The sequence below is a fragment of the Parasediminibacterium sp. HNIBRBA5674 genome (assembly GCF_056745525.1).
Genome location: NZ_JBQWIE010000024.1, coordinates 1 through 25,802, shown reverse-complemented (window position 1 = coordinate 25,802; position 25,802 = coordinate 1). Strand labels below are relative to the sequence as shown.

General features: G+C 36.2%; 21 protein-coding genes, 5 tRNA genes and 1 CRISPR repeat array. Of the genes, 17 read left to right on the top strand and 9 right to left on the bottom strand.

Translation table 11 applies throughout. The features are described from left to right. The first annotated feature begins 42 nt into the window (after window positions 1-42). The 17 genes from ACT9TX_RS12370 (at window position 43) to ACT9TX_RS12290 (ending at window position 13,956) form a co-directional block, all read left to right on the top strand. A complete protein-coding gene (locus ACT9TX_RS12370) occupies window positions 43-666 on the top strand; it encodes a TetR/AcrR family transcriptional regulator (protein ID WP_481338606.1) in 624 nt (207 codons plus the stop codon). A 24-nt stretch (window positions 667-690) separates the two neighbouring features. Beyond that, a complete protein-coding gene (locus ACT9TX_RS12365) occupies window positions 691-1,731 on the top strand; it encodes an HlyD family secretion protein (RefSeq protein ID WP_481338605.1) in 1,041 nt (346 codons plus the stop codon). Between the two features lie 84 nt (window positions 1,732-1,815). Continuing rightward, on the top strand, window positions 1,816-3,399 hold the full coding sequence (locus ACT9TX_RS12360; protein WP_481338604.1) for a DHA2 family efflux MFS transporter permease subunit: 1,584 nt from the start codon (window positions 1,816-1,818) through the stop codon (window positions 3,397-3,399). 176 nt (window positions 3,400-3,575) lie between these two features. Beyond that, on the top strand, window positions 3,576-4,856 hold the full coding sequence (locus ACT9TX_RS12355) for a TolC family protein (protein ID WP_481338603.1): 1,281 nt from the start codon (window positions 3,576-3,578) through the stop codon (window positions 4,854-4,856). 345 nt (window positions 4,857-5,201) lie between these two features. Next, the gene (locus ACT9TX_RS12350; RefSeq protein ID WP_481338602.1) at window positions 5,202-7,916 is read left to right on the top strand and encodes a 4-alpha-glucanotransferase; all 2,715 of its coding nucleotides are present in this window, start codon (window positions 5,202-5,204) and stop codon (window positions 7,914-7,916) included. A 522-nt stretch (window positions 7,917-8,438) separates the two neighbouring features. Next, the gene (locus ACT9TX_RS12345; protein ID WP_481338601.1) at window positions 8,439-9,455 is read left to right on the top strand and encodes a dipeptide epimerase; all 1,017 of its coding nucleotides are present in this window, start codon (window positions 8,439-8,441) and stop codon (window positions 9,453-9,455) included. Between the two features lies 1 nt (window position 9,456). After that, window positions 9,457-10,047: a TrmH family RNA methyltransferase gene (locus tag ACT9TX_RS12340; protein WP_481338600.1), complete on the top strand. Its 591-nt coding sequence runs from the start codon at window positions 9,457-9,459 to the stop codon at window positions 10,045-10,047. Window positions 10,048-10,064: 17 nt separating this feature from the next. Continuing rightward, complete coding sequence (locus ACT9TX_RS12335; protein ID WP_481338599.1) at window positions 10,065-10,547, top strand: TlpA disulfide reductase family protein; 483 nt, start codon at window positions 10,065-10,067, stop codon at window positions 10,545-10,547. A gap of 244 nt (window positions 10,548-10,791) precedes the next feature. After that, window positions 10,792-10,864: transfer RNA gene (locus tag ACT9TX_RS12330), tRNA-Thr, on the top strand. 9 nt (window positions 10,865-10,873) lie between these two features. Next, window positions 10,874-10,956: transfer RNA gene (locus ACT9TX_RS12325), tRNA-Tyr, on the top strand. Window positions 10,957-11,005: 49 nt separating this feature from the next. Continuing rightward, window positions 11,006-11,078 (top strand) — tRNA-Gly (locus ACT9TX_RS12320). A gap of 79 nt (window positions 11,079-11,157) precedes the next feature. Further along, window positions 11,158-11,229: transfer RNA gene (locus ACT9TX_RS12315), tRNA-Thr, on the top strand. A gap of 136 nt (window positions 11,230-11,365) precedes the next feature. Further along, window positions 11,366-12,556 (top strand): elongation factor Tu, encoded by a 1,191-nt coding sequence (gene tuf, locus ACT9TX_RS12310; RefSeq protein WP_481338598.1) that lies wholly within the window; start codon window positions 11,366-11,368, stop codon window positions 12,554-12,556. 95 nt (window positions 12,557-12,651) lie between these two features. Then, a tRNA-Trp gene (locus tag ACT9TX_RS12305) sits at window positions 12,652-12,722 on the top strand. A 50-nt stretch (window positions 12,723-12,772) separates the two neighbouring features. Beyond that, window positions 12,773-12,970 (top strand): preprotein translocase subunit SecE, encoded by a 198-nt coding sequence (gene secE / locus ACT9TX_RS12300; RefSeq protein ID WP_481338597.1) that lies wholly within the window; start codon window positions 12,773-12,775, stop codon window positions 12,968-12,970. Window positions 12,971-12,975: 5 nt separating this feature from the next. Continuing rightward, the gene (gene nusG / locus ACT9TX_RS12295; RefSeq protein WP_481338596.1) at window positions 12,976-13,581 is read left to right on the top strand and encodes a transcription termination/antitermination protein NusG; all 606 of its coding nucleotides are present in this window, start codon (window positions 12,976-12,978) and stop codon (window positions 13,579-13,581) included. Window positions 13,582-13,674: 93 nt separating this feature from the next. Further along, entirely contained in the window at window positions 13,675-13,956 is a 282-nt protein-coding gene (locus tag ACT9TX_RS12290) for a DciA family protein (RefSeq protein ID WP_481338595.1), read from the top strand. A gap of 3 nt (window positions 13,957-13,959) precedes the next feature. On the opposite strand, the gene ACT9TX_RS12285 is transcribed toward ACT9TX_RS12290, so the two are convergent. The 9 genes from ACT9TX_RS12285 to ACT9TX_RS12245 form a co-directional block, all read right to left on the bottom strand. Continuing rightward, entirely contained in the window at window positions 13,960-14,946 is a 987-nt protein-coding gene (locus ACT9TX_RS12285; RefSeq protein WP_481338594.1) for a hypothetical protein, read from the bottom strand. Between the two features lie 75 nt (window positions 14,947-15,021). After that, window positions 15,022-15,576, bottom strand: coding sequence for a D-glycero-alpha-D-manno-heptose-1,7-bisphosphate 7-phosphatase (locus tag ACT9TX_RS12280; RefSeq protein ID WP_481338593.1), 555 nt, complete (start codon window positions 15,574-15,576; stop codon window positions 15,022-15,024). A gap of 52 nt (window positions 15,577-15,628) precedes the next feature. Beyond that, window positions 15,629-16,204 carry a D-sedoheptulose-7-phosphate isomerase gene (locus ACT9TX_RS12275; RefSeq protein WP_481338592.1) on the bottom strand — a complete coding sequence of 192 codons (576 nt, stop codon included), beginning with the start codon at window positions 16,202-16,204 and terminating at the stop codon, window positions 15,629-15,631. 33 nt (window positions 16,205-16,237) lie between these two features. Continuing rightward, the gene (locus ACT9TX_RS12270) at window positions 16,238-17,260 is read right to left on the bottom strand and encodes a GHMP family kinase ATP-binding protein (protein ID WP_481338591.1); all 1,023 of its coding nucleotides are present in this window, start codon (window positions 17,258-17,260) and stop codon (window positions 16,238-16,240) included. A gap of 82 nt (window positions 17,261-17,342) precedes the next feature. Then, window positions 17,343-18,464: a glycosyltransferase gene (locus tag ACT9TX_RS12265; protein WP_481338590.1), complete on the bottom strand. Its 1,122-nt coding sequence runs from the start codon at window positions 18,462-18,464 to the stop codon at window positions 17,343-17,345. 51 nt (window positions 18,465-18,515) lie between these two features. Beyond that, the gene (locus ACT9TX_RS12260) at window positions 18,516-18,893 is read right to left on the bottom strand and encodes a GxxExxY protein (RefSeq protein WP_481338589.1); all 378 of its coding nucleotides are present in this window, start codon (window positions 18,891-18,893) and stop codon (window positions 18,516-18,518) included. A 64-nt stretch (window positions 18,894-18,957) separates the two neighbouring features. Further along, complete coding sequence (locus ACT9TX_RS12255) at window positions 18,958-19,905, bottom strand: glycosyltransferase family 2 protein (protein WP_481338588.1); 948 nt, start codon at window positions 19,903-19,905, stop codon at window positions 18,958-18,960. Window positions 19,906-19,920: 15 nt separating this feature from the next. Further along, a complete protein-coding gene (locus ACT9TX_RS12250; protein WP_481338587.1) occupies window positions 19,921-20,433 on the bottom strand; it encodes a DUF4199 domain-containing protein in 513 nt (170 codons plus the stop codon). Between the two features lie 30 nt (window positions 20,434-20,463). Next, on the bottom strand, window positions 20,464-21,735 hold the full coding sequence (locus ACT9TX_RS12245; protein ID WP_481338586.1) for a dihydroorotase: 1,272 nt from the start codon (window positions 21,733-21,735) through the stop codon (window positions 20,464-20,466). A gap of 218 nt (window positions 21,736-21,953) precedes the next feature. Further along, window positions 21,954-25,541: direct repeats of the CRISPR family, unit length 47 nt; unit sequence GTTGTGATTTGCTTTCAAACTTTAGATTAACGTTCTTTGATACCAAC. Window positions 25,542-25,802: the final 261 nt, after the last annotated feature.

Below are 25,802 nucleotides of genomic sequence, written 5' to 3'. Positions count from 1 at the left end.
TTAAACAGTTGTTTAATTTTGTCCCATCAAATTATAAAACCAATGGCTGTAGATAAGAAGCAACATATTATAAGTCATGCCATGCAACTCTTTGCAGATAAGGGTTTTGAGGCAACAAGTATTAGAGACTTGGCAAAAGTGGCCGATGTAAATGTGGCAATGGTGAATTACTATTTTGGTAGTAAAGAGAAGTTGATGGAAGCAATAATAGAAGAGAAGGCTGCTTATATGAAGGACAGAATAGAGGAATTAAATGCCAATAATTCTATTTCTGAAATAGATAAAGTGAACGCTTTGATAGAGGATTATGTGAACAGGATTGTGTCTAACCCAAATTTTCACAAGCTTTTGTACAAAGAATTAATGGGCAGCAATAGGGAGAATTTGAATCAGTTACTGACAAACACATTTGCTAGAAACACTAAAAACTTTGCTAAGATTATTGAAAATGGCATTAAGAAAAAGGTATTTAAAAAAGTTGATACAATGTTAACAGTGGCATCAATTATTGGTTCTATTACACAAATAATGATGTCGAAAAACATGTGTAACCAACTAATGGAAAAGCCACAAGATTACGAGCCATACACAGATGAAGCATTTAAAAAGCGATTGGTAAAGCACATTCAACAAATGATGCAATCGCACTTATTAATCAATCAATAATATCAAAACATAACAATTTAACTGATGGAACAAGCACCAAATCAAAAAAAAGGTTTCCCAATTCGCCCTATCATTTTAGGCGTTGTATTATTAGTAGGTGGGTATTTTGGTTATAAGCAAATCAGTTTTGCTTTAACACACGAAAGCACCGATAATGCACAGATTGAAACACAAATTACACCAGTACTACCACGTGTAGCTGGCTATGTAAAAAGCATTGCCGTGAAAGATTACGATAGTGTAACGACAGGGCAATTATTAGTAGAATTAGATGATGCAGAATTGCAAAGTCAATTACAAGAATTAACTGCAGATTATGCACAAGCAGAAGTAGATATTATTAATGCTAAAGCGGCTTTAAACAATGCCATTGTATCGCTAAAAGTAAACAAAGGCAATATTGATTTAAGCGATGTAAGACAAGCCAAAGCCTTAGCAGATTACAATAGAGACAAAGCTTTGTATGCTGCTGAAGCCATTACCAAAAAACAATTAGACGACAGCAAGTTTAACTACGAAGCATCTCTTAAAACTACAGACAACAGTAAAAACGATTTAGGTTCTGCACAAAGTCGTATCGCAGTTTTAGAATCTTCTGTAAAAAAAGCAGAAGCAGCTATGGCTGTTAAGCAAGCCAAGATTGATCAAGTAAAATTAAAGTTGACTTACACCAAAGTATACGCACCACAAGCTGGCAAAATCGGTAAGAAGAATGTGAGTGAAGGACAATTTATACAAGCTGGTACACCCTTGTTTTCTATTGTAAACGATAGTACTTACTGGGTTGTTGCCAATTTTAAAGAAAACCAAATTGCTGCTTTAACACCAGGCAAAACGGTAGAACTACGTGTAGACGCTTTTCCTGATGAAAAAATTACAGGTACAGTAGCTAGCCTTAGCGATGCAACAGGTGCAAAATTTGCGCTATTACCACCAGATAACAGCAGTGGCAACTTTGTGAAAGTAACCCAACGTGTACCAGTAAAAATCTGGATTAACGATGTGGCTAAGTACAAAAATATTTTACGTGCTGGCTTAAGTGTGTACGTAGTGGCAAAGAAGTAAAAACAATTTGAGATTTCTGATTTGAAATTTCCGATAGTATAAGAATATCAAATCGTAAATCGTACATCATAAATTATAAATCGAATGGCAACCCCTAAAGGTTTTGCGAGAGCGATAATTGTTATTACCACTATCACCGCTGCAATTATGGAATTAGTAGATACTTCCATTGTAAATGTGGCTTTGAACGATATGAGTGGTAGTTTGGGTGTAAGCATCGAGGATATTAGTTGGGTAATTACATCTTATGCAATTGCTAACGTTATTATCATTCCGCTCACCAGTTTTTTAGGTGATTATTTCGGACGAAAAAATTATTACATCGTCTCAATGATCATATTCACGTTGGCTTCATACATGTGTGGTCAGTCGCATTCTTTAATTGAAATTATTATTTGGCGCTTTATACAAGGTATTGGTGGTGGTGCTTTATTATCAACTTCTCAAGCTATTTTGTTCGATGCTTTTGAACCAAAAGATAGACCAATGGCTTCAGGGTTGTTTGGTATGGGTATCGTTCTTGGGCCTACACTTGGCCCTACACTTGGTGGGTATATTATAGACCATGCTTCTTGGCCATTAATCTTCATGATTAATATTCCAATTGGTATTATCGCTACAGTTTTATCCTTCTTATTTATAGATAAAAAAGAAGGTGAGGGCAAAAAGAAAGAGAGCATAAAAATTGATTACACTGGTATTCTGTTACTGATGGCTGGTATTGGTTGCTTGCAATTTGTACTTGAGCGTGGCGAAAGCGAAGATTGGTTTAGTAGCGAAATTATTCGTGTTTGCTCTGTCATCGCTGCTGTTGGTTTAATAGCCTTTATCTTTTACGAACTCAGTATTAAGCAGCCTGCGGTAAACCTTCGAGTAATGGGCAATCGTAACCTCGCTTTTACTACTGTGTTCACGTTCGTAGCAGGTTTTGGCTTGTACACCTCTGTATTCATCTATCCAGTATTAGCGCAGCGTGTACTAGGTTTCACAGCCTACGAAACAGGTTCTTCCTTGCTATTACCAACATTAGCAGCTGTTATTTTAATGCCAATAATTGGTAGGTTGATGAGTAAAGGCGTTTCGCCCATACCATTTGTAATTCTCGGTTATATCTTGTTTTCTGTGTACAGTTTTATGAGTGCAAGTGTTAGCCCAGATGTTGGTAAAAGCGATTTCTTTTTGCCACTATTGGTTCGTGCCATGGGTATTGCATTTTGTCAGCTACCGCTTATAAATCAAGCTGTGGTTGGTTTACAGCCAAAAGATTACGCCACAGGTATTAGTTTAAACAACATGATTCGTCAGCTTGGTGGTGCGTTTGGTATTGCTATGGCCAATAACTATGTGTCTAATCGTTATGCCAATCATAGAAGCAATCTTGTAAGTGCTATGCCTAGTGGTTCGCCGGCTTTAACCGAGCGTTTGAATACCATAACACAGGGTATTATTGCACGTACTGGCGATGCTGCAACAGCCGCAGGTAAGGCTTTGGGCATTTTGAATGGTACTGTAGAGCGTCAAGCGTATTACTTGGCTTATCTCGATACGTTTCGTTTAATCGGTATTTTCTTCTTAATCGTTTTGCCTTTGGTAGCCTTTTTAAAGGTAAAAAAGAAAACTAAAGAAGAAGCCGCCGCAGCCATGAAAGCCGCGTCAGAAGCGCATTAGAAGATGTATGTAACCAGCTTTTGTACTACTATGTTACATCGTTGCGTCCACACTGCATCGTTTTGTTCTTTGTTCGTCATGATTAGTAACAACACATCTGACTATAAACGCAGAACACAAAACATAGAACTCAAAACAACAAAACCCAGAACAACAGAACATTAAAACATAAAACAATGAAAAAACTAATTTTCATCACCCTCTTTACAAGCCTTGCTGCTAGTGGCTTACAAGCGCAAGTGCAGGTTAACAGTGAGTTAAAGAGTCTCATTAATAAATCCTTCACTTATTACCCAAAAATTAAGGAAGTAGAAAATACCGTTACCACAGCAAAACAAAAGCTTGATGTGGTAAGTACCAATACACCTACTGTAGATGGTAACTTATCGTACCGTTTTGTAGAGCCTAAAATTCAAATTCCTATCAATGGCGAAAACTTTCAGTTTGCACCAGTACACAATGTTGATGCAAATGTTGGTGCTAGTTACACTTTATACGATTTTGGTCGCTTAAAAGCCAACATCGAAAAAGCAAAAGCAGATATTTTATTGGCAGAACACAATGTTGATGCTGTAAAATACCAATTGGCTACACAAGTATCTACTATTTACTACAACATCATTTACCTTCAACATGCCATCGCTATTCAAGATAGTGTGTTGCGTTTTTTAGCCGAAAACAAAACGGTTATTGATAACAAATACCAAAATGGTGATGCGTTAAAGTTTGACCAACTAAACATAAAAGCACAAATAGATGCTGAAGAAAACCGCAAAGTAGACCTTCAAAACAGTCTTCAAAAACAACAAAACTTATTAGCCTATACCACAGGTTCTAAGCAATCTAGCGGTAATATTTTCGACTTTGAAGTGGCTTTAAAAGATGTAGACGCTGCTTTAGCTGAAACACAAGCTAACAATGTAGATTATATTTTGGCGAAAGATAAAATTAAGCAAGCCTTAAGCGATGTTGCCATTAGTAAGCTTGGCGATAAACCAACCGTAAGTGTTGGTGCAGGTGCAGGTTTCAAAAACGGTTATGTACCTAAAGTGGGAGAAATTCGTTTTAACTACAATGCTGGTGTGGCTTTACGCATACCAATTTACGAAGGCGGTAAAACCAAAAAGCAAGTAAAGCTGTCTGAAACATTGGTAAAGCAAAATGAACTAAACATTGAAACGCTTAACAACAATTATAAAAAAGACCTTGAACAGGCTTTAGCCGATGTGCAATCTAACCTTGAACGTATTAAAAATACACAAGGCCAAATTGAACAAGCTAAATACGCACAAACCATAGCTGCTACACGTTTTAAAAATGGTGTAGGTACCAATTTAGAGTTAACCAATGCTAGTACCAATGTACAACGTGCAGAGTTAACCAAGTTGCAATACCAATACCAATTGTGTTTAGCAAAAGTTGAACTAGCAAAATTGATAGGTTATAAATATTGGTAAGGAATTAAGATTATTAAAGATTGGTTGTGTTTGATTGGTAATTAGGGTTGCAGCAATGCAGCCCTTTTTTATGCAATAAAGTGTCTTTATAAAATCTATTTGCTTAAATAATTACGAAATCTTTACTTACGTTTCCCTATTTTCGTGACCATCAAAGTCTTTATGGTTGTGTTTCGCAGCCGTCTTTATCCTAAAAAATCCGTTGCTTGTTATTGAAGATTTAGAAAAAAAATTGGGATTATCGTTTTAATGTGTTTTTTTTACACATTATTTGTTAGATATGGCAATTTTAATTGCTGTACCTAACAATTTCTAACGATTGTCTGAAACAGAAAACACTTAGCAATGGCTTTACAACTAACCTTTAAACTTCGGTATCGTACTCAGTTTGGTCAAACTTTATATATAACAGGTAATCACGAATTATTAGGCAATCATTCTCTTGATAAAGCCGTACCAATGCAATACCAAGATGGTAATTTCTGGTCGGTAAGTTTTACAGAAGCGCAACTAGCCAATATTGATGCGTTAATTACTTACAATTACGTTCTTAAAAATAGCGATGGCAGCACTGTAACAGATTGGGGTAACGATAAAACCTTTAATCCAGCAGCATTCACCACAAATGATGTGGTAATTATTGATGCTTGGAATCACGCAGGTTATTTTGAAAATGCATTTTATACAGTGCCATTTCAAGAAGTATTGCTAAAAGCTAATCATACCGATGTTGCCGTTAAAGCACCTAAAAAAGCGACACACATTTTTAAAGTAAAAGCACCTTTGCTTGCTAAAGGACAAACACTTTGTTTGCTAGGTAATGATAAAGCTTTGGGTAAATGGGACGCCTCAAAAGCAATATTGATGCGTAGGGCAGAGGGCGATGCGTATTACGAAGCAGCTATTGATTTATCTACCGCAACTTTTCCATTAAGCTACAAATATGGTGTGTACAACGTAGAGCAAAAACAATTTGCATACTACGAAGGCGGCAGCAACAGATTGCTATTTAACGAAGCCTCTAAAAGCAGGCAAACCATTGTAAACGATGGCTTTGCTATATTGACTAATAACCAATGGAAAGGCGCAGGTGTGGCTATACCTGTATTCAGTTTAAAGTCTAACAAAAGCTTTGGTGTAGGTGAATTTACCGATATGCATTTGCTGGTAGATTGGGCTAAAAAAGTAGGCTTAAAGCTCATCCAAATTTTACCAATAAACGATACTACAGCTACTTATAAGTGGATGGATTCTTACCCTTATGCAGCTATTTCTGCATTTGCATTGCATCCTATTTACTTGAATGTATCGCAAGTTGCTGATGCAGCTAATCAACACATTGTAACTGCTTATGAAGAACGGCGCAGGCAAATCAATTACTTAGCTGATGTAGATTACGAAGCAGTAATGGCGGCAAAAACAGCTATTATTAGGCAGTTATATCCACTACAAAAAGTAGCTACTTTTAAGAGTGCTGAATACAAAGCCTTCTTTCAGCAAAACAAACATTGGCTAGTGCCATATGCTAGCTTCTGTTACTACCGTGACCAATATGGTTCACCTGTATTTACCCAATGGCCTGCCAATAACCAATTTGTACAAGCAGATATTGATGCTTTGGTAGATGAAGCCGCACCTACTTACGATGCCGTGGCTATCAATTATTTCGTACAGTTTCATTTGCACCAACAATTAAAGGCTGCTACACAATATGCCCACCAAAATGGTGTGGTGGTTAAGGGCGATATTGCCATTGGTATTTACCGTGATAGTGTAGATGCTTGGCAGCAACCAGAGTTATTTCACATGGCATTACAAGCAGGCGCACCACCAGATGATTTTGCCGTTAAAGGCCAAAACTGGGGCTTTCCTACCTACAATTGGCAGCGCATGAAACAAGATGGCTTTGCCTGGTGGAAACAACGTTTCGAGCAAATGAGCCACTATTTCGATGCCTTTCGTATTGACCATATTCTTGGTTTCTTCCGCATTTGGAGCATTCCTTTACATGCGGTTGAAGGCATTATGGGCTATTTTGTACCAGCATTTCCTGTGTTTAAAAATGAGTTTAACGAACGTGGTATTTGGTTCGATTTGCAACGCTACACCAAACCATTAATCAACGAAGGTTCTTTATGGGATATTTGCGGTCATAACAACGACTACATTAAAGACAACTTTTTGCATTACGATGGCTTTGGTAACTATACGTTAAAAACTGAGTTTAACACACAGCGCAAGGTTGAGCAATATTTTGCCGCACAAGAAGCATCGCATTTTAACCAAGTGATTAAGCAACATTTGTATGACTTAATCAGCAACGTGATTTTATTTGAAGTTGAAGGCAGTAATGGCCAGCAATTTCATTTCCGTTTTTCAATGGCACATACCACATCGTTTAAGCAATTGGCTAGCGATACACAGGAAAAACTCAATGCCTTGTATGTCAACTATTTCTTCCGCCGCCAAGATGCTTTTTGGAAAGAAGAAGCCCTACAAAAATTACCAGCTTTAAAGCGTACCACCAATATGCTCATTTGTGGCGAAGATTTAGGCTTGGTGCCAGATTGCGTGTCAGATGTAATGGAGCAACTAGGCTTGCTCAGTTTAGAAATTCAGCGCATGCCTAAAGACCCTGCCACCGAATTTTTTCACCCCAACGATGCGCCTTACCTCAGCGTGGTTACGCCATCTACCCACGACATGAGCACCATTCGTGGTTGGTGGGAAGAAGACAAACCACGCATACAGAAATTTTTCAACCATCAGCTAGGGCAGTGGGGCATTGCGCCTACATTTTGCAGCGGCTGGCTCAACAAAGCCATCATCAACCAGCACTTGTATTCACCGGCTATGTGGAGTATTTTTCAATTGCAAGATTTGCTTGGCATCAACGAAGGCATTCGCAGACAAAACCCTAATGATGAGCGCATCAATGTGCCCGCCATTACACCGTTTTACTGGCGTTACAGAATGCATTTGTCGCTAGAAGATTTACTCAACAGCCACAATTTCAACGAAGAACTAACCAATAGCATACAGCAAAGCGGTAGGGCATAGGTGCGAAGTATTTTTATGTAACTAGCAGTAGTACTACATTTGGCTTCTGTGTAGCCTGTGCTGAGTTTACGAAGCATCTACACTTGTACGTTCTGTTCGCTATGCGGCTTTTATCGAAGCGTATTTATAAAACACCTTACTTGAAACCGTCAAGTAAGGTGTTTTGGTTTAAATCAAAGTATTAAGCCTAGGTATGAAAGAATATAAGCTAACTGTCAAAGTATAAAAGTTTACTTCCAAAGTACAAAAGTTGACTGTCAAATTACAAAAGTGTATCACCAATGTATAAAAGTCTACTGTCAAACTATTATAGTGTACTGACAATTGACTAAAGTGAGGTGACAAACTATAAAAGTGCATTGACAAATCATAAAAGTTAAGCGACAAATCATTAAAGTGAGGTGATAAATAATTAAAGTCTGCTTTTTAATCAGGAAAGTCTATTTGTAATTGTGTAAATATAATTAGCAGCTTATAATTCGTGTAATTCGCTCAAATTCGTGCAATCAAAAAGCGTTAATAATGAAACTCTACTATAGCAAACACGAACTACCTTTTCAATATCCATTTACCATTTCTAATGGCCGTACCAAAACGCACCAACCAACTTTGGTGGTGGCATTACAAATAGGCAATTTCATTGGCTTTGGCGAAGCGCCAGCCATTACTTACTACAACATTACTGTAGACGACATGATAGCTGATATGGAAGCCAAAAAGCCGTTTATAGAAAAATTTGCATTGACAGAACCGCAGCGTTATTGGCATTATTTGCACCATTTATTTCCTAAAAATCCTTTTTTAGTATGTGCTTTAGACATGGCTTGTTGGGATTTATTTGGCAAAATGAAAGGGAAACTATTATACGAATTGTGGGAAACAAAATGGGAAAACACACCACCAACTGATTACACTATTGGCATAGATACCATTGAAAAAATGGTGGAGAAAATGCAAGCAAAGCCTTGGCCTATTTACAAAATAAAACTAGGCACCGATGAAGATATTGCTATTATGGAAGCCCTGAGGCAACACACCGATGCAAGATTTAGAATAGATGCAAATGCTGGTTGGACGCTTGAAGAAGCCCTGCATAAAATTCCTTTACTGAAAGATTTAGGTGTTGAATACATAGAACAACCATTGGCCAAAGACAATTGGGATGGCATGAAAGTATTGTATGAACAATCGCCTTTGCCGCTATTTGCCGATGAAAGTTGTGTATTTGAACAAGATGTAGAAAAATGTGCAGGTCATTTTCATGGTATCAACATAAAGCTTACCAAATGTAGTGGCATAACACCTGCATTACGAATGATAGAACAAGCCAGAAAACTTGGCTTAGAAATAATGATGGGCAGCATGAATGAGTGCACTATTGGTTCAGCAGCTATCGCTAATTTTTTACCCCAACTAGACCATGTAGATATGGACGGGCCGTTGCTGCAAACAGAAGATTTGGCAAAAGGTATAGAATACAATTTTGGCGAAGTAACATTGTTGGGCAAAGCAGGTTTGGGTATTCAAGTAAATTTGTAGTATGACACCAGAAAGAAGCGAAAAATTATTAAAGGTTTTAAGCCAAAGGCAAGCCAACTTAACAGTGGTGCTAGAAAATGTGCATGACCCAAGAAATATTACAGCAGTGATGCGTACTTGTGAGGCAGTTGGTATTCAGGATATTTTCATTATAAATACCAAGGCGCCAACCCTAGAAAAATTTGGCTACAAAAGTGGTAGCAGCTCTAGTAAATGGCTAACTATTCACCAATTTGATAGTGTTGCAGATTGTTTTACAGAATTACGTACCAAGTTTGAGATGATATTAACAACACATTTATCATCAACATCCATTGATTTGTATAGTATTGATTTTACAAAAAGTATTGCTTTGGTTTTTGGTAATGAACATAGCGGTGTAAGCGATGAAGCCAATAGCTTGGCAGATGGTAATTTTATCATCCCACAAATGGGCATTATACAGAGTTTAAACATTTCGGTAGCTTGCGCTGTAAGTATTTACGAGGCTTACCGACAAAAGCATATTGCGGGTCATTATCAACAATCTACCATGCCAGAGCCTCAAATGCGCGAATTAAGAAAGCAGTGGGGTTTTGATAAGAATAAATAATTTAAAGATATTCAACAATGAAAAAGATAAGCTTGTTTTTAGCAACAGTGTTATTAGTTAGCAGTTTAAGCTTTGGCCAAACCATAAAAAAAGTAAAAATAGCCGATGTGCTTAAAATGGCTGATACAACTACAAGCCCTTTGGTTATTAATTTTTGGGCAACTTGGTGTGGGCCATGTGTAAATGAATTAAAATGGTTTGAGAAGACCATTGCAGAATACAAGGATAAAAATGTAAATATTCTGTTGGTGAGTTTAGATTATGGTGAGGATTATCCTAATGGGATAGCCAAGTTTGCTAAAAGTAAGGGGTATAAGGCACCAATTGTATGGTTGAATGAAACTGATGCCAATATGTTTTGTGCTAAAGTAGATAAAAAATGGCAAGGCACAATACCTGTAACCTTAATGGTTAATAATGCAAAAGGTTACAGAGAATTTTACGATCATCAACTACCTGAAGGGCAATTAAAGCTTGCTCTAAATAAATTGGTTGAATGAAATTTAGGATATTTTTAGTATTTTTTATTTAATATGTTTTGAGTTTTGAGGAATAGATTTTGTTTGCCACTTTTTTCCTTTTTTTTTTACCCTTTAAAAATCAACGCTGGTAAGGGTTTTAGCACAATCAAAAAAAAAAGTTGAAAATCTTCAAGAAAAGTTTGTACTAAATTTTGAAAAATAAACTTTTCTCCTACCTTTGCAATCCCGAAAAAAAGGGAATGTTCTTTAAGTAAAAAAACAAGCCGAAATAGCTCAGTTGGTAGAGCAACTGATTTGTAATCAGTAGGTCGCTGGTTCGACTCCAGTTTTCGGCTCTTTGTTTTGGGTAGATGGCCGAGTGGTTAAAGGCGACAGACTGTAAATCTGTTCTCTCACGAGTACGTAGGTTCGAACCCTACTCTGCCCACAGTTCTTTGAGTTTCAGATTTGAAATTTCAAATTTGAAATTTTGACAAGCGGAAGTAGCTCATTTGGTAGAGCGGTAGCCTTCCAAGCTTCAGGTGGCCAGTTCGAGCCTGGTCTTCCGCTCATTTTTATGTCACAGTCATTGGGTTGCTGGTCATTTTTCTTGATGATTTTGACTTCCTGAACTTAGACTTTGAAAAAAGCCTTTGTAGCTCAGGGGTAGAGCACTTCCTTGGTAGGGAAGAGGTCGTGAGTTCGATTCTCACCAACGGCTCATTTAGAAATTGAATAGTGATGTTGGTTAAGTGAGGATGTTGAAAAAATACAATGTGCTTAGCACGAATAATACTGTTTGTGACCAATAGTCATGAACTTTTACTTTTAAAAACACAAAATAAAAAACAAATAAAATGGCAAAAGAGAGCTTCTTGAGGGACAAACCTCACGTTAACATTGGTACCATTGGTCACGTGGATCACGGTAAAACTACTTTAACAGCGGCCATTACAAATATCTTATCAAAAAAAGGTATGGGTAACGTTGCTAAGAAATATGACGAAATTGATGGGGCTCCTGAGGAAAGAGAACGTGGTATCACTATTAATACAGCGCACGTAGAATATCAAACTGATAACCGTCACTATGCACACGTTGACTGTCCAGGTCACGCTGACTATGTGAAGAATATGATTACTGGTGCTGCTCAAATGGACGGTGCTATTTTAGTAGTAGCTGCTACTGATGGTCCTATGCCTCAAACTAGAGAGCACATCCTTCTTGCTCGTCAGGTAGGTGTACCTAGTATGGTTGTTTTCATGAATAAAGTTGATCTAGTTGACGATCCTGAATTGTTAGAACTAGTTGAAATGGAAATTCGTGAATTATTAACTAAGAATGGTTTTGATGGTGATAATACACCAATCATTCAAGGTTCTGCAACTGGTGCTTTAGCTGAAGAACCAACCTGGGTTGCTAAAGTTGAAGAATTAATGGCTGCAGTTGATAGCTACATACCTTTGCCTCCTCGTCCAGTTGATATGCCTTTCTTGATGAGCGTCGAGGATGTATTCTCAATCACTGGTCGTGGTACTGTTGCTACAGGTCGTATTGAGCGTGGTATTGTAAAAGTTGGTGAAGCTGTTGAAATCGTTGGTCTAATGGAAGCTGCACTTACTTCGACTTGTACTGGTGTTGAAATGTTTAAAAAATTACTTGATGAAGGTAGAGCTGGTGATAACGCAGGTTTATTACTACGCGGTATTGAAAAATCTCAAATCCGTCGTGGTATGGTAATTTGTAAACCAAAATCTATCACTCCACATACTGAGTTTAAAGGAGAGGTTTACGTATTATCAAAAGATGAAGGTGGTCGTCATACGCCATTCTTCAACAAATACCGTCCTCAGTTTTATTTCCGTACAACTGATGTAACTGGTGAAGTTGTATTACCAGAGGGTACTGAAATGGTTATGCCAGGTGATAACGTTAGTATCTCTGTTAAACTTATTCAACCAATTGCGATGGAAAGAGGTTTAAAGTTTGCTATTCGTGAAGGTGGTAGAACAGTAGGTGCTGGTCAGGTTACTGAAATTGTAAAATAAGCTAGCTAAATAGGCTATGGCTTTAGTAAATACCTTATATTTACAACACAAACTAAAAGCTGTTAGCAAAAATTGCTAATAGCTTTTAGTTTTCTACGGGCATGGTGCAACGGTAGCATGCAGGTCTCCAAAACCTTTGATCTGGGTTCGAATCCTAGTGCCCGTGCTGATTATATTGAAGACTCATAAAGTCTTAAAACCATTAATCAACACACAATGAATAAAGTGTCAGCATATTTTAAGGACAGTTACCATGAACTAGTTGAAAAGGTAACTTGGCCTACTTGGTTGCAGTTACAACAAAGTACATTGATTGTACTTGTAGGTACCATATTAATTACTGCCATGGTATGGATTATGGATTTTAGTAGCAATCAGTTACTAAAGTTGATTTACTCATTTTTTAAGGGATAAAAACAATGGAAGAAGTAATAGTACAGCCGTTAGTAGAAGTTCCAGTAGAGTTAGATAATACTAAATACTATTCACTTCGTGTAGTTAGTGGTAAAGAGCGTAGCATTAAGGAATATCTCGATAAGGATATTAGCCGTAATGGGTGGACGAATATTGTAAAGCAGGTTTTTTTGCCTACAGAAAAAATTTATAAAGTACAAGCTGGTAAAAAGATAATGCGTGAGAAAAATTTGTATCCTGGATATATTTTTCTCGAAGTGTTTAATGGTAAATTAACTGACGATATTGTTCAGCACATTAGTAACATTACCAACGTAATGCATTTCTTAACCGATGGAAAAGGCAGTAAAGGTAATATTATATCATTAAGAAAAAGCGAAGTAAACAAAATGCTTGGTAAAGTTGATGAGATGAACGACCAAGGTGGGACAATGAGTGAACCATTTATTATTGGTGAAACCATTAAAATTATCGAAGGTCCTTTCAACGATTTCAATGGTGTAATTGAAGAAGTAAATGACGATAAGAAGAAATTAAAAGTAACGGTAAAAATCTTTGGTAGAAGTACACCTGTTGAGCTTAACTACATGCAAGTTGAGAAATTATCATAAGTAATACTGATTTTAAAATAATTAAAGCTATTGTGAAAACAATAGCTTTTTTATTGCCGTTTAATTTAAAATCAACAGTATCTTTATAGCATTATGGGTGAGTATCATATTGGCGACGCAATAAAAGGTATGGTAAGTAAAAGTAACTTACGAAATGGTGTAAGAGCTGTGCAAATAGAAGAAGTATGGGAACAATTAATGGGAAAAACTATCTCAAAATACACTGATAAAATTAAGATAGTAAATCAAACACTATTTATCACTACTCATATTGGGCCGTTAAAAAATGAATTGTCATTTCAGAAAGTGCAAATTATTCAAAGAATAAATGAAGCTTTTGGTGAAAAGGTAATAAGAGAAGTTGTTATTAATTAAGAATTAAGGCTTCTTTCTAATTGATTTAGCTGGAATTTGTTCTTTCTGCTTATTCTTTTGAGATTGCTCATCTAGTTTTTTCTGGTTTATATTTCCATTTTCATCGTATAGTGGCTGTTCTAGGGGGGCGTTACCATTACCTAGCACTTGGTTATCTAATTTAGTAATATGCTGCCATTTACCATTCAGCCATCTAAATGCTTCATAAGTGCCATCAGGTATTAAGGTATACTTGTTTTGAATTTCATTGGATTCACTTGTTAAGTGATCAAATACAATCATCTGTGCGTCATCATCATAATTTAGTCTTGCTTTAGCTTCTTTTTTATATTCTAAGTTAAACCTGTAAGCAGGTTGAGTAGTTTTAATACTATCAACTTTGTATTGAAAATATTTACCACCAAATTGTGGCTTGCCTTCTGCATTAAACGTTAGTATTTCAATCCACTTTTTATTACTTCTTGCATTATTATCGTCATAGCCAAGTAGTGTGTAGATTTTTTTATCGTTAAAAGTGTTCAGAAGAATTTTATAGTAAATAGCGCCAATCCAATGTTGATTATCTCTCAAAGAATCGTTAGGTGCTTTTGTGAAATCGGAATAATCAAATAAAGGAAACAGTTTTAAGCTACCGTCATCGGTTTGCATTTGTATAGCACCACGTTGACGATTGTATTCAAAATCTCTAACTACTTGCCAAGTGAATATTCTAAATGTACTATCAGGTGAATACAACTTTGATATCGTTTGTAGAGAATCGAAAGGATAGTAAAATGAATTCTGCACTTTCAAGGCTTGTACAAAACCTCTTGTAAAAAAACTATCGGCTCTAAATCTATCAATCCACTCATTTTCAGTAATCATAGCTTTACCATATTCTTTAATATTGGCTTCAGCTTTTTGTATTTGCTTATAATTGTCTTTGCTTATTTTTTGAGCAGACAGATGTATTGTAGCAAATACAAGCAGGCATAAAAATGCGTATCTCATCTTTTTATTAATATGAAACTGAAAGTTACAATTCTGTTGACTATTTAGTCTAACAAACAAAACTTTAAGAATAAATTATAATGCTTTTGCAAAGCCAATTAAGTCATCAAAACGCAAATCAATCAATGGATGCGGATCTGAAACTTCAGGATCAGTGGTAGCTAAAAAGACAGTTTTCATACCAGCATTTTTACCAAAAGCCATATCTGAAACGCGATTACCCACCATGATGCTTTTGGAAAAATCTATTTGCGGAAAATCAGCTTTTGCTTGTAACGCCATACCAATTTCTGGTTTACGATTAATGGATTCTCTATCTTGATCTGGTGCGTAGTAAAAGCCATTTATTTTGCCACCTTCTTTGGCTACTTCTTCAGCCATATTGTTCAAAATTACTTTTAAACCTTCATGTGTAAGTAAGCCTAAACCTATGCAACGTTGATTAGTAGCAATCACAATCAAACCAAACTTTTCAGTAAAAATTTTAATTGCTTCTTTAGCACCCTTCATAAATCTGAATTCTTCCCAACTAAGAATGTATTCATATTCAGTCAATGATTCCTCATTAATTACACCATCTCTATCTAAAAACAATGTCCAAGTTTTATCTATCGCAGTTAAATCAATCATACTTTGAAATCACAAATTTTTACGAATTACACGAATTTGTTTGAAAAATTATTTAGCCAAATACTTTCTCTTCTACCAATTCGCAAATGATATGGCCAATTAAAATATGGCTTTCTTGAATGCGAGGTGTTATTTTAGACGGCACATTAAACAAATAATCGCTTGCAGCTTTCATCTCACCACCACTTGCACCAGTTAGTCCTATAGTTACTATGCCACGTTCTTTTGCCACTTCAAATGCTTTAATTATGTTCACCGAGTTGCCTGAAGTGCTAAAACCTAAAATCACATCTCCTTTTACACCTATGCCATCAAGTAATCTTGCATAAATCACATCGTAACTATAGTCGTTTGCTACAGCAGTTAAATAGGATGTATTGCAATGCAAAGCCTCAGCTGGTAATGCTCTTCTATTTTTATAAAATCTACCGCTAAATTCTGCTGCTAAATGTTGTGCATCAGCAGCGCTGCCACCATTACCGCAAAACAATACTTTATTGCCAGCATTAAAGGCATCTGTAATTAGATCAACTACTTTTTCTAGCGTGGCTAAAATAGCTGCATCTTGAAGTAATTGTTGCTTTACATCTATCGATTCTTGTATTAAACTTTGTATTTTGTCTTGCATGTTGTTCAATAATTTCAAACTACAAATCTCAAACTAATTCGTCGTCCACGTAGTTAAGCCATGTTGTGTTAGCTGGTATTGTTTCACTTCGCCACCAAATTTCTGCAAGGCGTCAATTACTTTATACCGGTTATTACCAGGGCAATAAAACGTCATAAAACCGCCACCACCAGCACCACTGATTTTACCACCTGTTGCACCAGCTTTTTTTGCTGCGCTGTAAATATCTTCAATTAAGTTGTTACTAATGCTTTTTGCCATTAAACGCTTTTGCTGAAAGCCATAATCTAATATTTCACCTATTTCGTGTAAGCGACCTTTTAACAAAGCTTCCTTCATCATTTTCGATTGTTCTTTTAAATGATGCATGGCTTCAACCGATTTATTGTCTTTAGCCACCACATTACTCTGCTGTTCTTTAATAATGGTAGCACTTTCACGGCTTGTGGCTGTGTAATACAATACCAAATTATTTTCTAGCTCGTTCAAGTATTCAGGCCTAATTCTTAACGGATTTACAATTACATTGTCACCATAAAATTCCATAAAGTTCACGCCACCAAAAGTTGCCGCATATTGGTCTTGCTTACCACCACTTAATTGCAAATCATTACGCTCAATATCGTACGCATAATGGGCAATATCGTAGTCACCCAAAGGCAATTTCAACATTTCTGCAAAAGCCCCAATAATAGCCACTACAAGCGTTGACGATGTACCCAATCCACTACCAGCAGGCGCATCTACAAACGTACTTAGCTTAAAGCTCGTTAAAGGCAAGCCATAATCTTTTTGTATGCGATTGTAAACACCCTTTAGCAAATCAAGTTTGCCATTTATTGGCAGCGCATTTGCCCACTCATATCGTTCTTCCTCTTTTCTATCAAGCGCTTGAATAATTATATTATCGCCTTCAATTGGCTCTATTGAAGCATGTGCATACAACGACAACGTAGCGTTTAAAATAGCACCACCAAACTCATCACTATAAGGGCTCACATCTGTACCGCCGCCAGCCAAACCAATCCTTAAAGGTGCTTTACTACGATAAATCATTGTTGATTATTTATGGAACAAGCTGTTGTACTACTATTAAACTTCGTTGCGTCGCACACTTGTACGTCTGGTACTGTATGCATCATTTTGAAAGTCCAATAATTGTATCGGCTAAAATTTGCCAGCTATATTTTTTCTTTTCGCTGCGAAGATGCGGTAAAAAATGGTCTTCGCCTAACGTATACAATTCTTGTATTTTCTCAGCAATAGCTGCTGCATTTGGTTCAGCAATTACACCTACTTTACCATCTGGTACAAGGCTATGCAAACCACCTACATTGGTTACAAGCATTGGCTTTTCAAAATGGTAGGCTAGGGGCGTTACACCACTTTGTGTGGCATTTCTATATGGCTGAATCACGAAATCTGCAGCACTTAAATAAAAACGCACTTCACTATCATTAATAAAATCTGTTCTTAGCAATAGTTGTTCTTGAATACCTAGTTCAGCAATTAAATCGTCGTAAGGCTTTCTATCTTCATAAAACTCACCTGCAACTAATAGTTTCAATTGTGGTATTTGAGACTTAAGAATAGCCATAGCATGTAACAAAATATCCAAGCCTTTATAGTTTCTAATAAACCCAAAGAACAGAATAATGGGTGCATCTGTTGGTAAACCTAATTGTTGTCTAGCTGCTGTTTTGTCTATTGCTTCGCCAAAATTATCGTATAAAGGATGTACAATTTGTTGTGCAGGTTTGCTAGTAAATGTGCTTAAGTCTTTCAACACCTTTTCGCTCATGGTTACAAAAGCATCAATGGGCTTAAAAAAGTATTTTGTAAAAGGTGTATCGCCTGGGCGTTTTTCGTGTGGTATTACATTGTCTGCAATGCAAATCACCTTAGTAAAACGATTGCCTTTTACCAATCGCAAAATAGTACCCAAACATGGGCCCATTACAGGTAGCCAATAGCGTACTACAATAATATCTGGTTGTAGTTTTTTTAATTCAGTACCAATTTTTAGCCAGTTTAAAGGGTTCATCGAATTGATGCAGACCTTTATCTTGATATCAGTGGGTGCTGGTTCGCTTGAATATTGCGTAGTACCAGGAAATAAAAAGTTAGGATATTGTAAAGAGAACGTATAAATAGTGGTATCGTAGCCTTGGTTTTGAAACTGCCTAGCCAAGCGTTCATCAAAAGACGCTAAACCACCACGCAATGGATGTGCTGGACCAATGATTATTACTTTTTGCATATGCGAATGGATGGGAACGCTGATTTAACTGATAATGCGGATTTTGACTGATTATTTGTAATGGTTGGCAAAAATCTTGCGTTTAAATTCTGGCTTCTTGCCAAAGTTTAATAGTAAACCAACTTCGTAATTGGTAGCTTTCAAGTAATTCAATAATTGCGTTTCATGTTCTTCAACTATTGACTCACAAGCTTTTAATTCAATGATAATTTTATTTTCAACTAATAAATCTGCAAAGTAATTTCCTACATTTTGTTCTTTATAGTAAACAGGAATTTGTACTTGCTGCTTTACTGATAAATTACTTTCTAATAGCTCAATACTTAATGAATTTTCATACACTTTCTCAAGAAAACCATAACCAAGTGTATTGTAAACGTTGAAGAATGACTTAAGAATTTTATCAGTTATTTCTTGGTGCAATAACATAAAGCGTTCTTTTAAAACATAAAATCAGTTCTCATCTGCTTTATCTGTGTCATCAGCGTTGCTATCATGCTTCTAAGCCCAATTTCTCTTCTATTAAATACACATTCCTTTCGGCTGCATTACGTGTAACCAATTCTGCTATAAAACCTGTTACAAACAACTGCACACCAATAATCATAAACGTAAGCGCTATGTAAAAGAATGGTCTGTTAGTTAATGAAAATTCTCTGTCTATCAATTTTGAAATAACTAAATAACCACTTGTTGCAAAGCCAAGCATAAAAGCTAGCGTACCATACAAACCAAAAAAGTGCATCGGTCTTTTACCAAACTTGTTTAAGAAAGTAATGGTCATTAAGTCTAAGAAGCCATTAATAAATCTTTCCCAACCAAACTTAGTAACGCCATACTTTCTAGCACGGTGCTCTACTACTTTTTCACCTATTTTTTTAAAGCCTGCCCATTTGGCCAATACAGGTATATAGCGGTGCATTTCACCAAATACCTCAATGCTTTTTACTACTTTTTTACGGTAAGCTTTCAGGCCACAGTTAAAGTCGTGTAGGTAAATACCAGAACTCTGCCTTGCAGCCGCATTAAACAACTTAGAAGGTATGTTCTTGGTGAATTTATTGTCAAAACGCTTTTGTTTCCAACCGCTTACAATGTCATACTTCTCTTCAATAATCATGCGTCGTAGTTCTGGTATTTCATCAGGACTATCTTGCATATCTGCATCCATGGTAATAATCACATCACCTTGAGCGGCCTTAAAACCTTCATTTAGGGCAGCACTTTTACCATAATTTCTTTGAAACTTAATACCCTTAAGCGCAGAATTTTTGGCAGCTAATTGTAGAATTACTTCCCAACTATCATCAGTGCTACCATCATCAATTAAAATTACTTCGTAGCTTAATTGATGTGCCGTAACCACACGTTCTATCCACGCACACAGTTCTGGTAGCGATTCGTCTTCGTTTAGTAAGGGTATAACTATAGAAACATCCATAAAATCTAATAATGTCTATTGATCGAAAGGTGAAACTTCTGGATTCTTTTTAGCAATGGCTGCGCCAATTAATGAAGCAATAAGACCTACGATTAGGTACACAAACAATGCACCACCAATAGCAAATGGTATAAAAAATTTCTGCGTCATAGCAATGGCTGCATCAATTTGTTCTTGAGACATTTTTTTCTCAACCATATTTTTTCTCGCTTCTTCCATTGATATATCAACTACATCTGGCATTATGAATTTAAAAGCAAGAAATGTATAAACAACAAATAAGGCTGTAGCTGCTGCAGAGGTTTTAAAGCCATCTGCAAACGCGTTACCAAAAGTTACATTGCCATTTTTTTGTTTTGCATACAATATTGTAGAATACGCAATAGCAACAAGGTAAAGTATCATACCAATAGAACCAACAGCTTTATTTTGTGTTTGCCCTGTAAAATAGGTGGCTAAACCTATTACAATCAATACCAAAGCTATCAATGTACCTTTCAATGCAGGTGATGTTACTTTCGTTTCCATGTGTGGTTTGTTTTGTTTTGGAAAAAGAGGTTATTTGTTCAAATGTAACTGCGATTTATGAATAATACCAATCACTTCGCCTTTTAAAGCAGTATTTAATAATGGTGAATTGGCCGATTTACTCTTATTAGTAGCTTTTGTAAGTATTGTTTCGCCAGTTCTACTAAAAATAGTCAGTTCTACACAAGCACCTTCTTTAATGGTAGTTGAAGGCAAGCCGAATATTTGCCTTGCGTTATTGCTGAATAAATTGCTTAACTGTACGTTTGATAAACTTGGAAGCAAGGCATTAATCACTGCATAAGCCGTTTGTAAGCCAATCATACCATGTTTTGCATATTCAAACTCGCAGGTTTTGCTATCCCAGTTTTGTGGTAAATGGTGCGATGCAATGCAATCAATTTGCCCATCAACCACTGCTTGTCTCAATGCCATCATATCGGCTCTTGAACGTAGTGGCGGATTGGTTTTTAAATTGGTATCATAATCTACCAAATCTTCATCGCAATACAATAAGTGGTAAGGCGTTACGCTACAAGTTAACTGCAAGCCTTTGGATTTTGCGGCAGTAATCAAAGCCACGCTATTAGCCGTAGTAATACCAGTAATATGCAGTTTGCTACCAGTGTATTCTAGTAAGTCAATATCTCTTTTTATCATCAATTCTTCTGCAATAGCAGGTATGCCCGGCAAGCCTAGCTGTGTAGATACTATGCCCTCATTCACCAAACCAAAAGAACCAATGCTTTTATCGTGTGGCAATTGAATAATTACACCATCAAAGGCTTTAATGTATTGTAATGCTTTTAGCAATAAACCTGATGATTGAATGGTTTGCAAGCCATCACTAAAAGCCACTGCACCACTTAGGCGCATATCATACATTTCACCTAGTTCTTTACCTTCAATTTGCTTGGTTACTGCACCTAAAGGCCTTACGGTTACTGGTAGCGATTTTGATTTTTCTACCACATACTCAACTTGTGTTTTAGAGGTAACCACAGGTTGTGTATTGGGCAAGGTAAACACTTGTGTAAAACCACCTGCTGCTGCTGCTGCTGCGCCTGTTGCAAGCGTTTCTCTGTACTCAAAACCGGGGTCGCAAAAGTGAGAAAATACATCTACCCAACCGCTACTTACTACCGCTTCACTAGCAGCAACTACGGTAGCGTTGCTATTTGTAGCATCAATGCTATCAGCTATTTCAGCAATAATACCATCTACTATTAAAATATCTTTTACTTGGCCATTGTATGGCGAATGTGTATCGGCAATAAATACTTGTTGAAGCAGCACCCTCATGTAGAATCTGAAAATTTGGTGCAATATAGTTTGAAATTGACAACGTTGCATAATTGGCTTGTTGTCATTCTGACGAAGGAAGAATCTGTTGAAATACGTTGTGATTTGTTTTCAAATATTATACACGGATGCCTAAAACGATAAAAGAATTATCCGTAAACTTTAGATTAACGTTCTTTGATACCAACTTTCTGAAAGTTATTGCCGCCACTACTAAAGTTGTGATTTGCTTTCAAACTTTAGATTAACGTTCTTTGATACCAACTTCGCCGGCAATTACTATCTACAATCCTGTGTTGTGATTTGCTTTCAAACTTTAGATTAACGTTCTTTGATACCAACTGTTGGTACATTTGGTAGTACTGTAATTAAGTTGTGATTTGCTTTCAAACTTTAGATTAACGTTCTTTGATACCAACGTTTTACGATACACATGTGTTAAAAATAGGGTTGTGATTTGCTTTCAAACTTTAGATTAACGTTCTTTGATACCAACGTCTTTGTTGTTCAGTGTATTTAGGGTTTTGTTGTGATTTGCTTTCAAACTTTAGATTAACGTTCTTTGATACCAACAACAGCCGTGCTTTTAGAAACATTACACCTGTTGTGATTTGCTTTCAAACTTTAGATTAACGTTCTTTGATACCAACGTATCATGCTAACGCATGCGGTGACATAGAAGTTGTGATTTGCTTTCAAACTTTAGATTAACGTTCTTTGATACCAACTTACTTTTTAATGACGATAGATTATTTCGCGTTGTGATTTGCTTTCAAACTTTAGATTAACGTTCTTTGATACCAACAAATTTTTGTACTGCAGCCTTGGGCGCAACGTTGTGATTTGCTTTCAAACTTTAGATTAACGTTCTTTGATACCAACAAATTTACTACACGAATGCCGCAATGTGATGTTGTGATTTGCTTTCAAACTTTAGATTAACGTTCTTTGATACAACAAATAAATACTCATTTGGTATATTTTCTCGTTGTGATTTGCTTTCAAACTTTAGATTAACGTTCTTTGATACCAACATTAGAATTTTTACTTGCCGCAGAAAATGAGTTGTGATTTGCTTTCAAACTTTAGATTAACGTTCTTTGATACCAACAAAGAATACGCTTATTATTTTGATGTAAGTGTTGTGATTTGCTTTCAAACTTTAGATTAACGTTCTTTGATACCAACACAAGTAATTTAATTACCCCCTAATACACAGTTGTGATTTGCTTTCAAACTTTAGATTAACGTTCTTTGATACCAACACCGCCAGTATTACCAGTAAAACTTTAGATGTTGTGATTTGCTTTCAAACTTTAGATTAACGTTCTTTGATACCAACTTTAACATGCTTTGGCTGTACAATCCATCGGTTGTGATTTGCTTTCAAACTTTAGATTAACGTTCTTTGATACCAACACAGGAATTAGCAAAAAAATTAACACAGTTGTTGTGATTTGCTTTCAAACTTTAGATTAACGTTCTTTGATACCAACAAATAAGATTGCAACCAAAATATATTAGGGGTTGTGATTTGCTTTCAAACTTTAGATTAACGTTCTTTGATACCAACATACTTCACTTAATCGTGTTGTGTCTTTAGGTTGTGATTTGCTTTCAAACTTTAGATTAACGTTCTTTGATACCAACGTATTGTGTACACATGAATAAGCGAGAGATGTTGTGATTTGCTTTCAAACTTTAGATTAACGTTCTTTGATACCAACATATCTTCTTGAAGGCCACGAGTAGCATATGTTGTGATTTGCTTTCAAACTTTAGATTAACGTTCTTTGATACCAACCTAGAGAACTGTATATAGATGGCTTTAGCTGTTGTGATTTGCTTTCAAACTTTAGATTAACGTTCTTTGATACCAACTGTGAACGAAGGTTTAACATTTGACTATACGTTGTGATTTGCTTTCAAACTTTAGATTAACGTTCTTTGATACCAACTTTTTAGTTCGTCGTCATTTACTCTCACCCGTTGTGATTTGCTTTCAAACTTTAGATTAACGTTCTTTGATACCAACGTGGCCATAGAAAATTACTTTGATAAAAACGTTGTGATTTGCTTTCAAACTTTAGATTAACGTTCTTTGATACCAACAGTACGGGTGATTTTAGTTTGCCGCTAGATGTTGTGATTTGCTTTCAAACTTTAGATTAACGTTCTTTGATACCAACACCCAAAGAGCAAAAGGACACATTTTTACTGTTGTGATTTGCTTTCAAACTTTAGATTAACGTTCTTTGATACCAACTGGATTTGAAAAGAATAAAGACCCTGAGAAGTTGTGATTTGCTTTCAAACTTTAGATTAACGTTCTTTGATACCAACAGAGGTAGGTAAGAAAAAGTACAAGTGGGCGTTGTGATTTGCTTTCAAACTTTAGATTAACGTTCTTTGATACCAACTAGAAAAGTGACTTGATACATGTACCAAATGTTGTGATTTGCTTTCAAACTTTAGATTAACGTTCTTTGATACCAACAAGGCAAATTATTGAAGTGGGTGAAGATATGTTGTGATTTGCTTTCAAACTTTAGATTAACGTTCTTTGATACCAACAAATAATACTACAGCTGGTACTTATTCATCGTTGTGATTTGCTTTCAAACTTTAGATTAACGTTCTTTGATACCAACGGTTGAATTCTACCTGCACCATGTACAGCGGTTGTGATTTGCTTTCAAACTTTAGATTAACGTTCTTTGATACCAACTCATATTACTGCTACCTTTTTTGCTTCGTAGTTGTGATTTGCTTTCAAACTTTAGATTAACGTTCTTTGATACCAACCAAGATGAAGAAAGAGCCTATGCAGCAACTGTTGTGATTTGCTTTCAAACTTTAGATTAACGTTCTTTGATACCAACATTGCTAGAGAGGATAGCAAACAGTTCCTTGTTGTGATTTGCTTTCAAACTTTAGATTAACGTTCTTTGATACCAACGCAGCATCGTCTTTAGTTTGGTATTTATTGGTTGTGATTTGCTTTCAAACTTTAGATTAACGTTCTTTGATACCAACTCAAAGGCCACCAGCTGAATACAGCAATCGGTTGTGATTTGCTTTCAAACTTTAGATTAACGTTCTTTGATACCAACTTCGTGTTTTTGTATCAATGCTACTCGTTCGTTGTGATTTGCTTTCAAACTTTAGATTAACGTTCTTTGATACCAACGGGCAATGCGGTGGAAAATGGTAGATGTAGGTTGTGATTTGCTTTCAAACTTTAGATTAACGTTCTTTGATACCAACTGACGAATTTGAAAGCACCATAGATACCAAGTTGTGATTTGCTTTCAAACTTTAGATTAACGTTCTTTGATACCAACTAATATTTATTACAGCGTAGCAGATGCCACGTTGTGATTTGCTTTCAAACTTTAGATTAACGTTCTTTGATACCAACGAAAATTCGCTACCTCATTATTTACACAAAGTTGTGATTTGCTTTCAAACTTTAGATTAACGTTCTTTGATACCAACCCTGCATTTTGTCCATATTTCTTTTTAGCAGTTGTGATTTGCTTTCAAACTTTAGATTAACGTTCTTTGATACCAACTTTATAGAACAGCCGGGCAAATTATTTGCAGTTGTGATTTGCTTTCAAACTTTAGATTAACGTTCTTTGATACCAACTTTTGAAGAAACTTATTGTAATATTCCCTAGTTGTGATTTGCTTTCAAACTTTAGATTAACGTTCTTTGATACCAACATAGGCTGCCGAGCTTGTGGCGGCGCAAAGGTTGTGATTTGCTTTCAAACTTTAGATTAACGTTCTTTGATACCAACAGACTTAGCTGAAACGTAGTGGTAGCAATGCTTTGGTTGGTTTCTTAGAATTGAAAAATCTACTAAAAAGCCGTTCTGATACATATTCAGAACGGCTTTTTGTCATTCTGAACATCAGCATTGTCATTCTGACGAAGGAAGAATCTGCTGGGTTTTGTACCGCTGCACGGCAGTTCCTTCGCAGGCTCAGGATGACAGCAGATTCTTCGCAAGCTCAGGATGACAGCAGATTCTTCGCAAGCTCAGGATGACAGCAGATTC

Excerpts from the sequence above, each read along its gene's own strand:
- ACT9TX_RS12365 (WP_481338605.1), top strand. The coding sequence starts at position 691 with ATGGAACAAGCACCAAATCAAAAAAAAGGTTTCCCAATTCGCCCTATC.
- ACT9TX_RS12340 (WP_481338600.1), top strand. The coding sequence starts at position 9,457 with ATGACACCAGAAAGAAGCGAAAAATTATTAAAGGTTTTAAGCCAAAGG.
- ACT9TX_RS12270 (WP_481338591.1), bottom strand. The coding sequence starts at position 17,260 with ATGATTTATCGTAGTAAAGCACCTTTAAGGATTGGTTTGGCTGGCGGC.
- ACT9TX_RS12370 (WP_481338606.1), top strand. The coding sequence starts at position 43 with ATGGCTGTAGATAAGAAGCAACATATTATAAGTCATGCCATGCAACTC.
- ACT9TX_RS12255 (WP_481338588.1), bottom strand. The coding sequence starts at position 19,905 with ATGGATGTTTCTATAGTTATACCCTTACTAAACGAAGACGAATCGCTA.
- ACT9TX_RS12285 (WP_481338594.1), bottom strand. The coding sequence starts at position 14,946 with ATGAGATACGCATTTTTATGCCTGCTTGTATTTGCTACAATACATCTG.
- tuf (WP_481338598.1), top strand. The coding sequence starts at position 11,366 with ATGGCAAAAGAGAGCTTCTTGAGGGACAAACCTCACGTTAACATTGGT.
- ACT9TX_RS12245 (WP_481338586.1), bottom strand. The coding sequence starts at position 21,735 with ATGAGGGTGCTGCTTCAACAAGTATTTATTGCCGATACACATTCGCCA.
- ACT9TX_RS12260 (WP_481338589.1), bottom strand. The coding sequence starts at position 18,893 with ATGTTATTGCACCAAGAAATAACTGATAAAATTCTTAAGTCATTCTTC.
- ACT9TX_RS12345 (WP_481338601.1), top strand. The coding sequence starts at position 8,439 with ATGAAACTCTACTATAGCAAACACGAACTACCTTTTCAATATCCATTT.
- ACT9TX_RS12265 (WP_481338590.1), bottom strand. The coding sequence starts at position 18,464 with ATGCAAAAAGTAATAATCATTGGTCCAGCACATCCATTGCGTGGTGGT.
- ACT9TX_RS12360 (WP_481338604.1), top strand. The coding sequence starts at position 1,816 with ATGGCAACCCCTAAAGGTTTTGCGAGAGCGATAATTGTTATTACCACT.
- ACT9TX_RS12350 (WP_481338602.1), top strand. The coding sequence starts at position 5,202 with ATGGCTTTACAACTAACCTTTAAACTTCGGTATCGTACTCAGTTTGGT.
- ACT9TX_RS12280 (WP_481338593.1), bottom strand. The coding sequence starts at position 15,576 with ATGATTGATTTAACTGCGATAGATAAAACTTGGACATTGTTTTTAGAT.
- ACT9TX_RS12250 (WP_481338587.1), bottom strand. The coding sequence starts at position 20,433 with ATGGAAACGAAAGTAACATCACCTGCATTGAAAGGTACATTGATAGCT.
- ACT9TX_RS12335 (WP_481338599.1), top strand. The coding sequence starts at position 10,065 with ATGAAAAAGATAAGCTTGTTTTTAGCAACAGTGTTATTAGTTAGCAGT.
- nusG (WP_481338596.1), top strand. The coding sequence starts at position 12,976 with ATGGAAGAAGTAATAGTACAGCCGTTAGTAGAAGTTCCAGTAGAGTTA.
- secE (WP_481338597.1), top strand. The coding sequence starts at position 12,773 with ATGAATAAAGTGTCAGCATATTTTAAGGACAGTTACCATGAACTAGTT.
- ACT9TX_RS12290 (WP_481338595.1), top strand. The coding sequence starts at position 13,675 with ATGGGTGAGTATCATATTGGCGACGCAATAAAAGGTATGGTAAGTAAA.
- ACT9TX_RS12275 (WP_481338592.1), bottom strand. The coding sequence starts at position 16,204 with ATGCAAGACAAAATACAAAGTTTAATACAAGAATCGATAGATGTAAAG.
- ACT9TX_RS12355 (WP_481338603.1), top strand. The coding sequence starts at position 3,576 with ATGAAAAAACTAATTTTCATCACCCTCTTTACAAGCCTTGCTGCTAGT.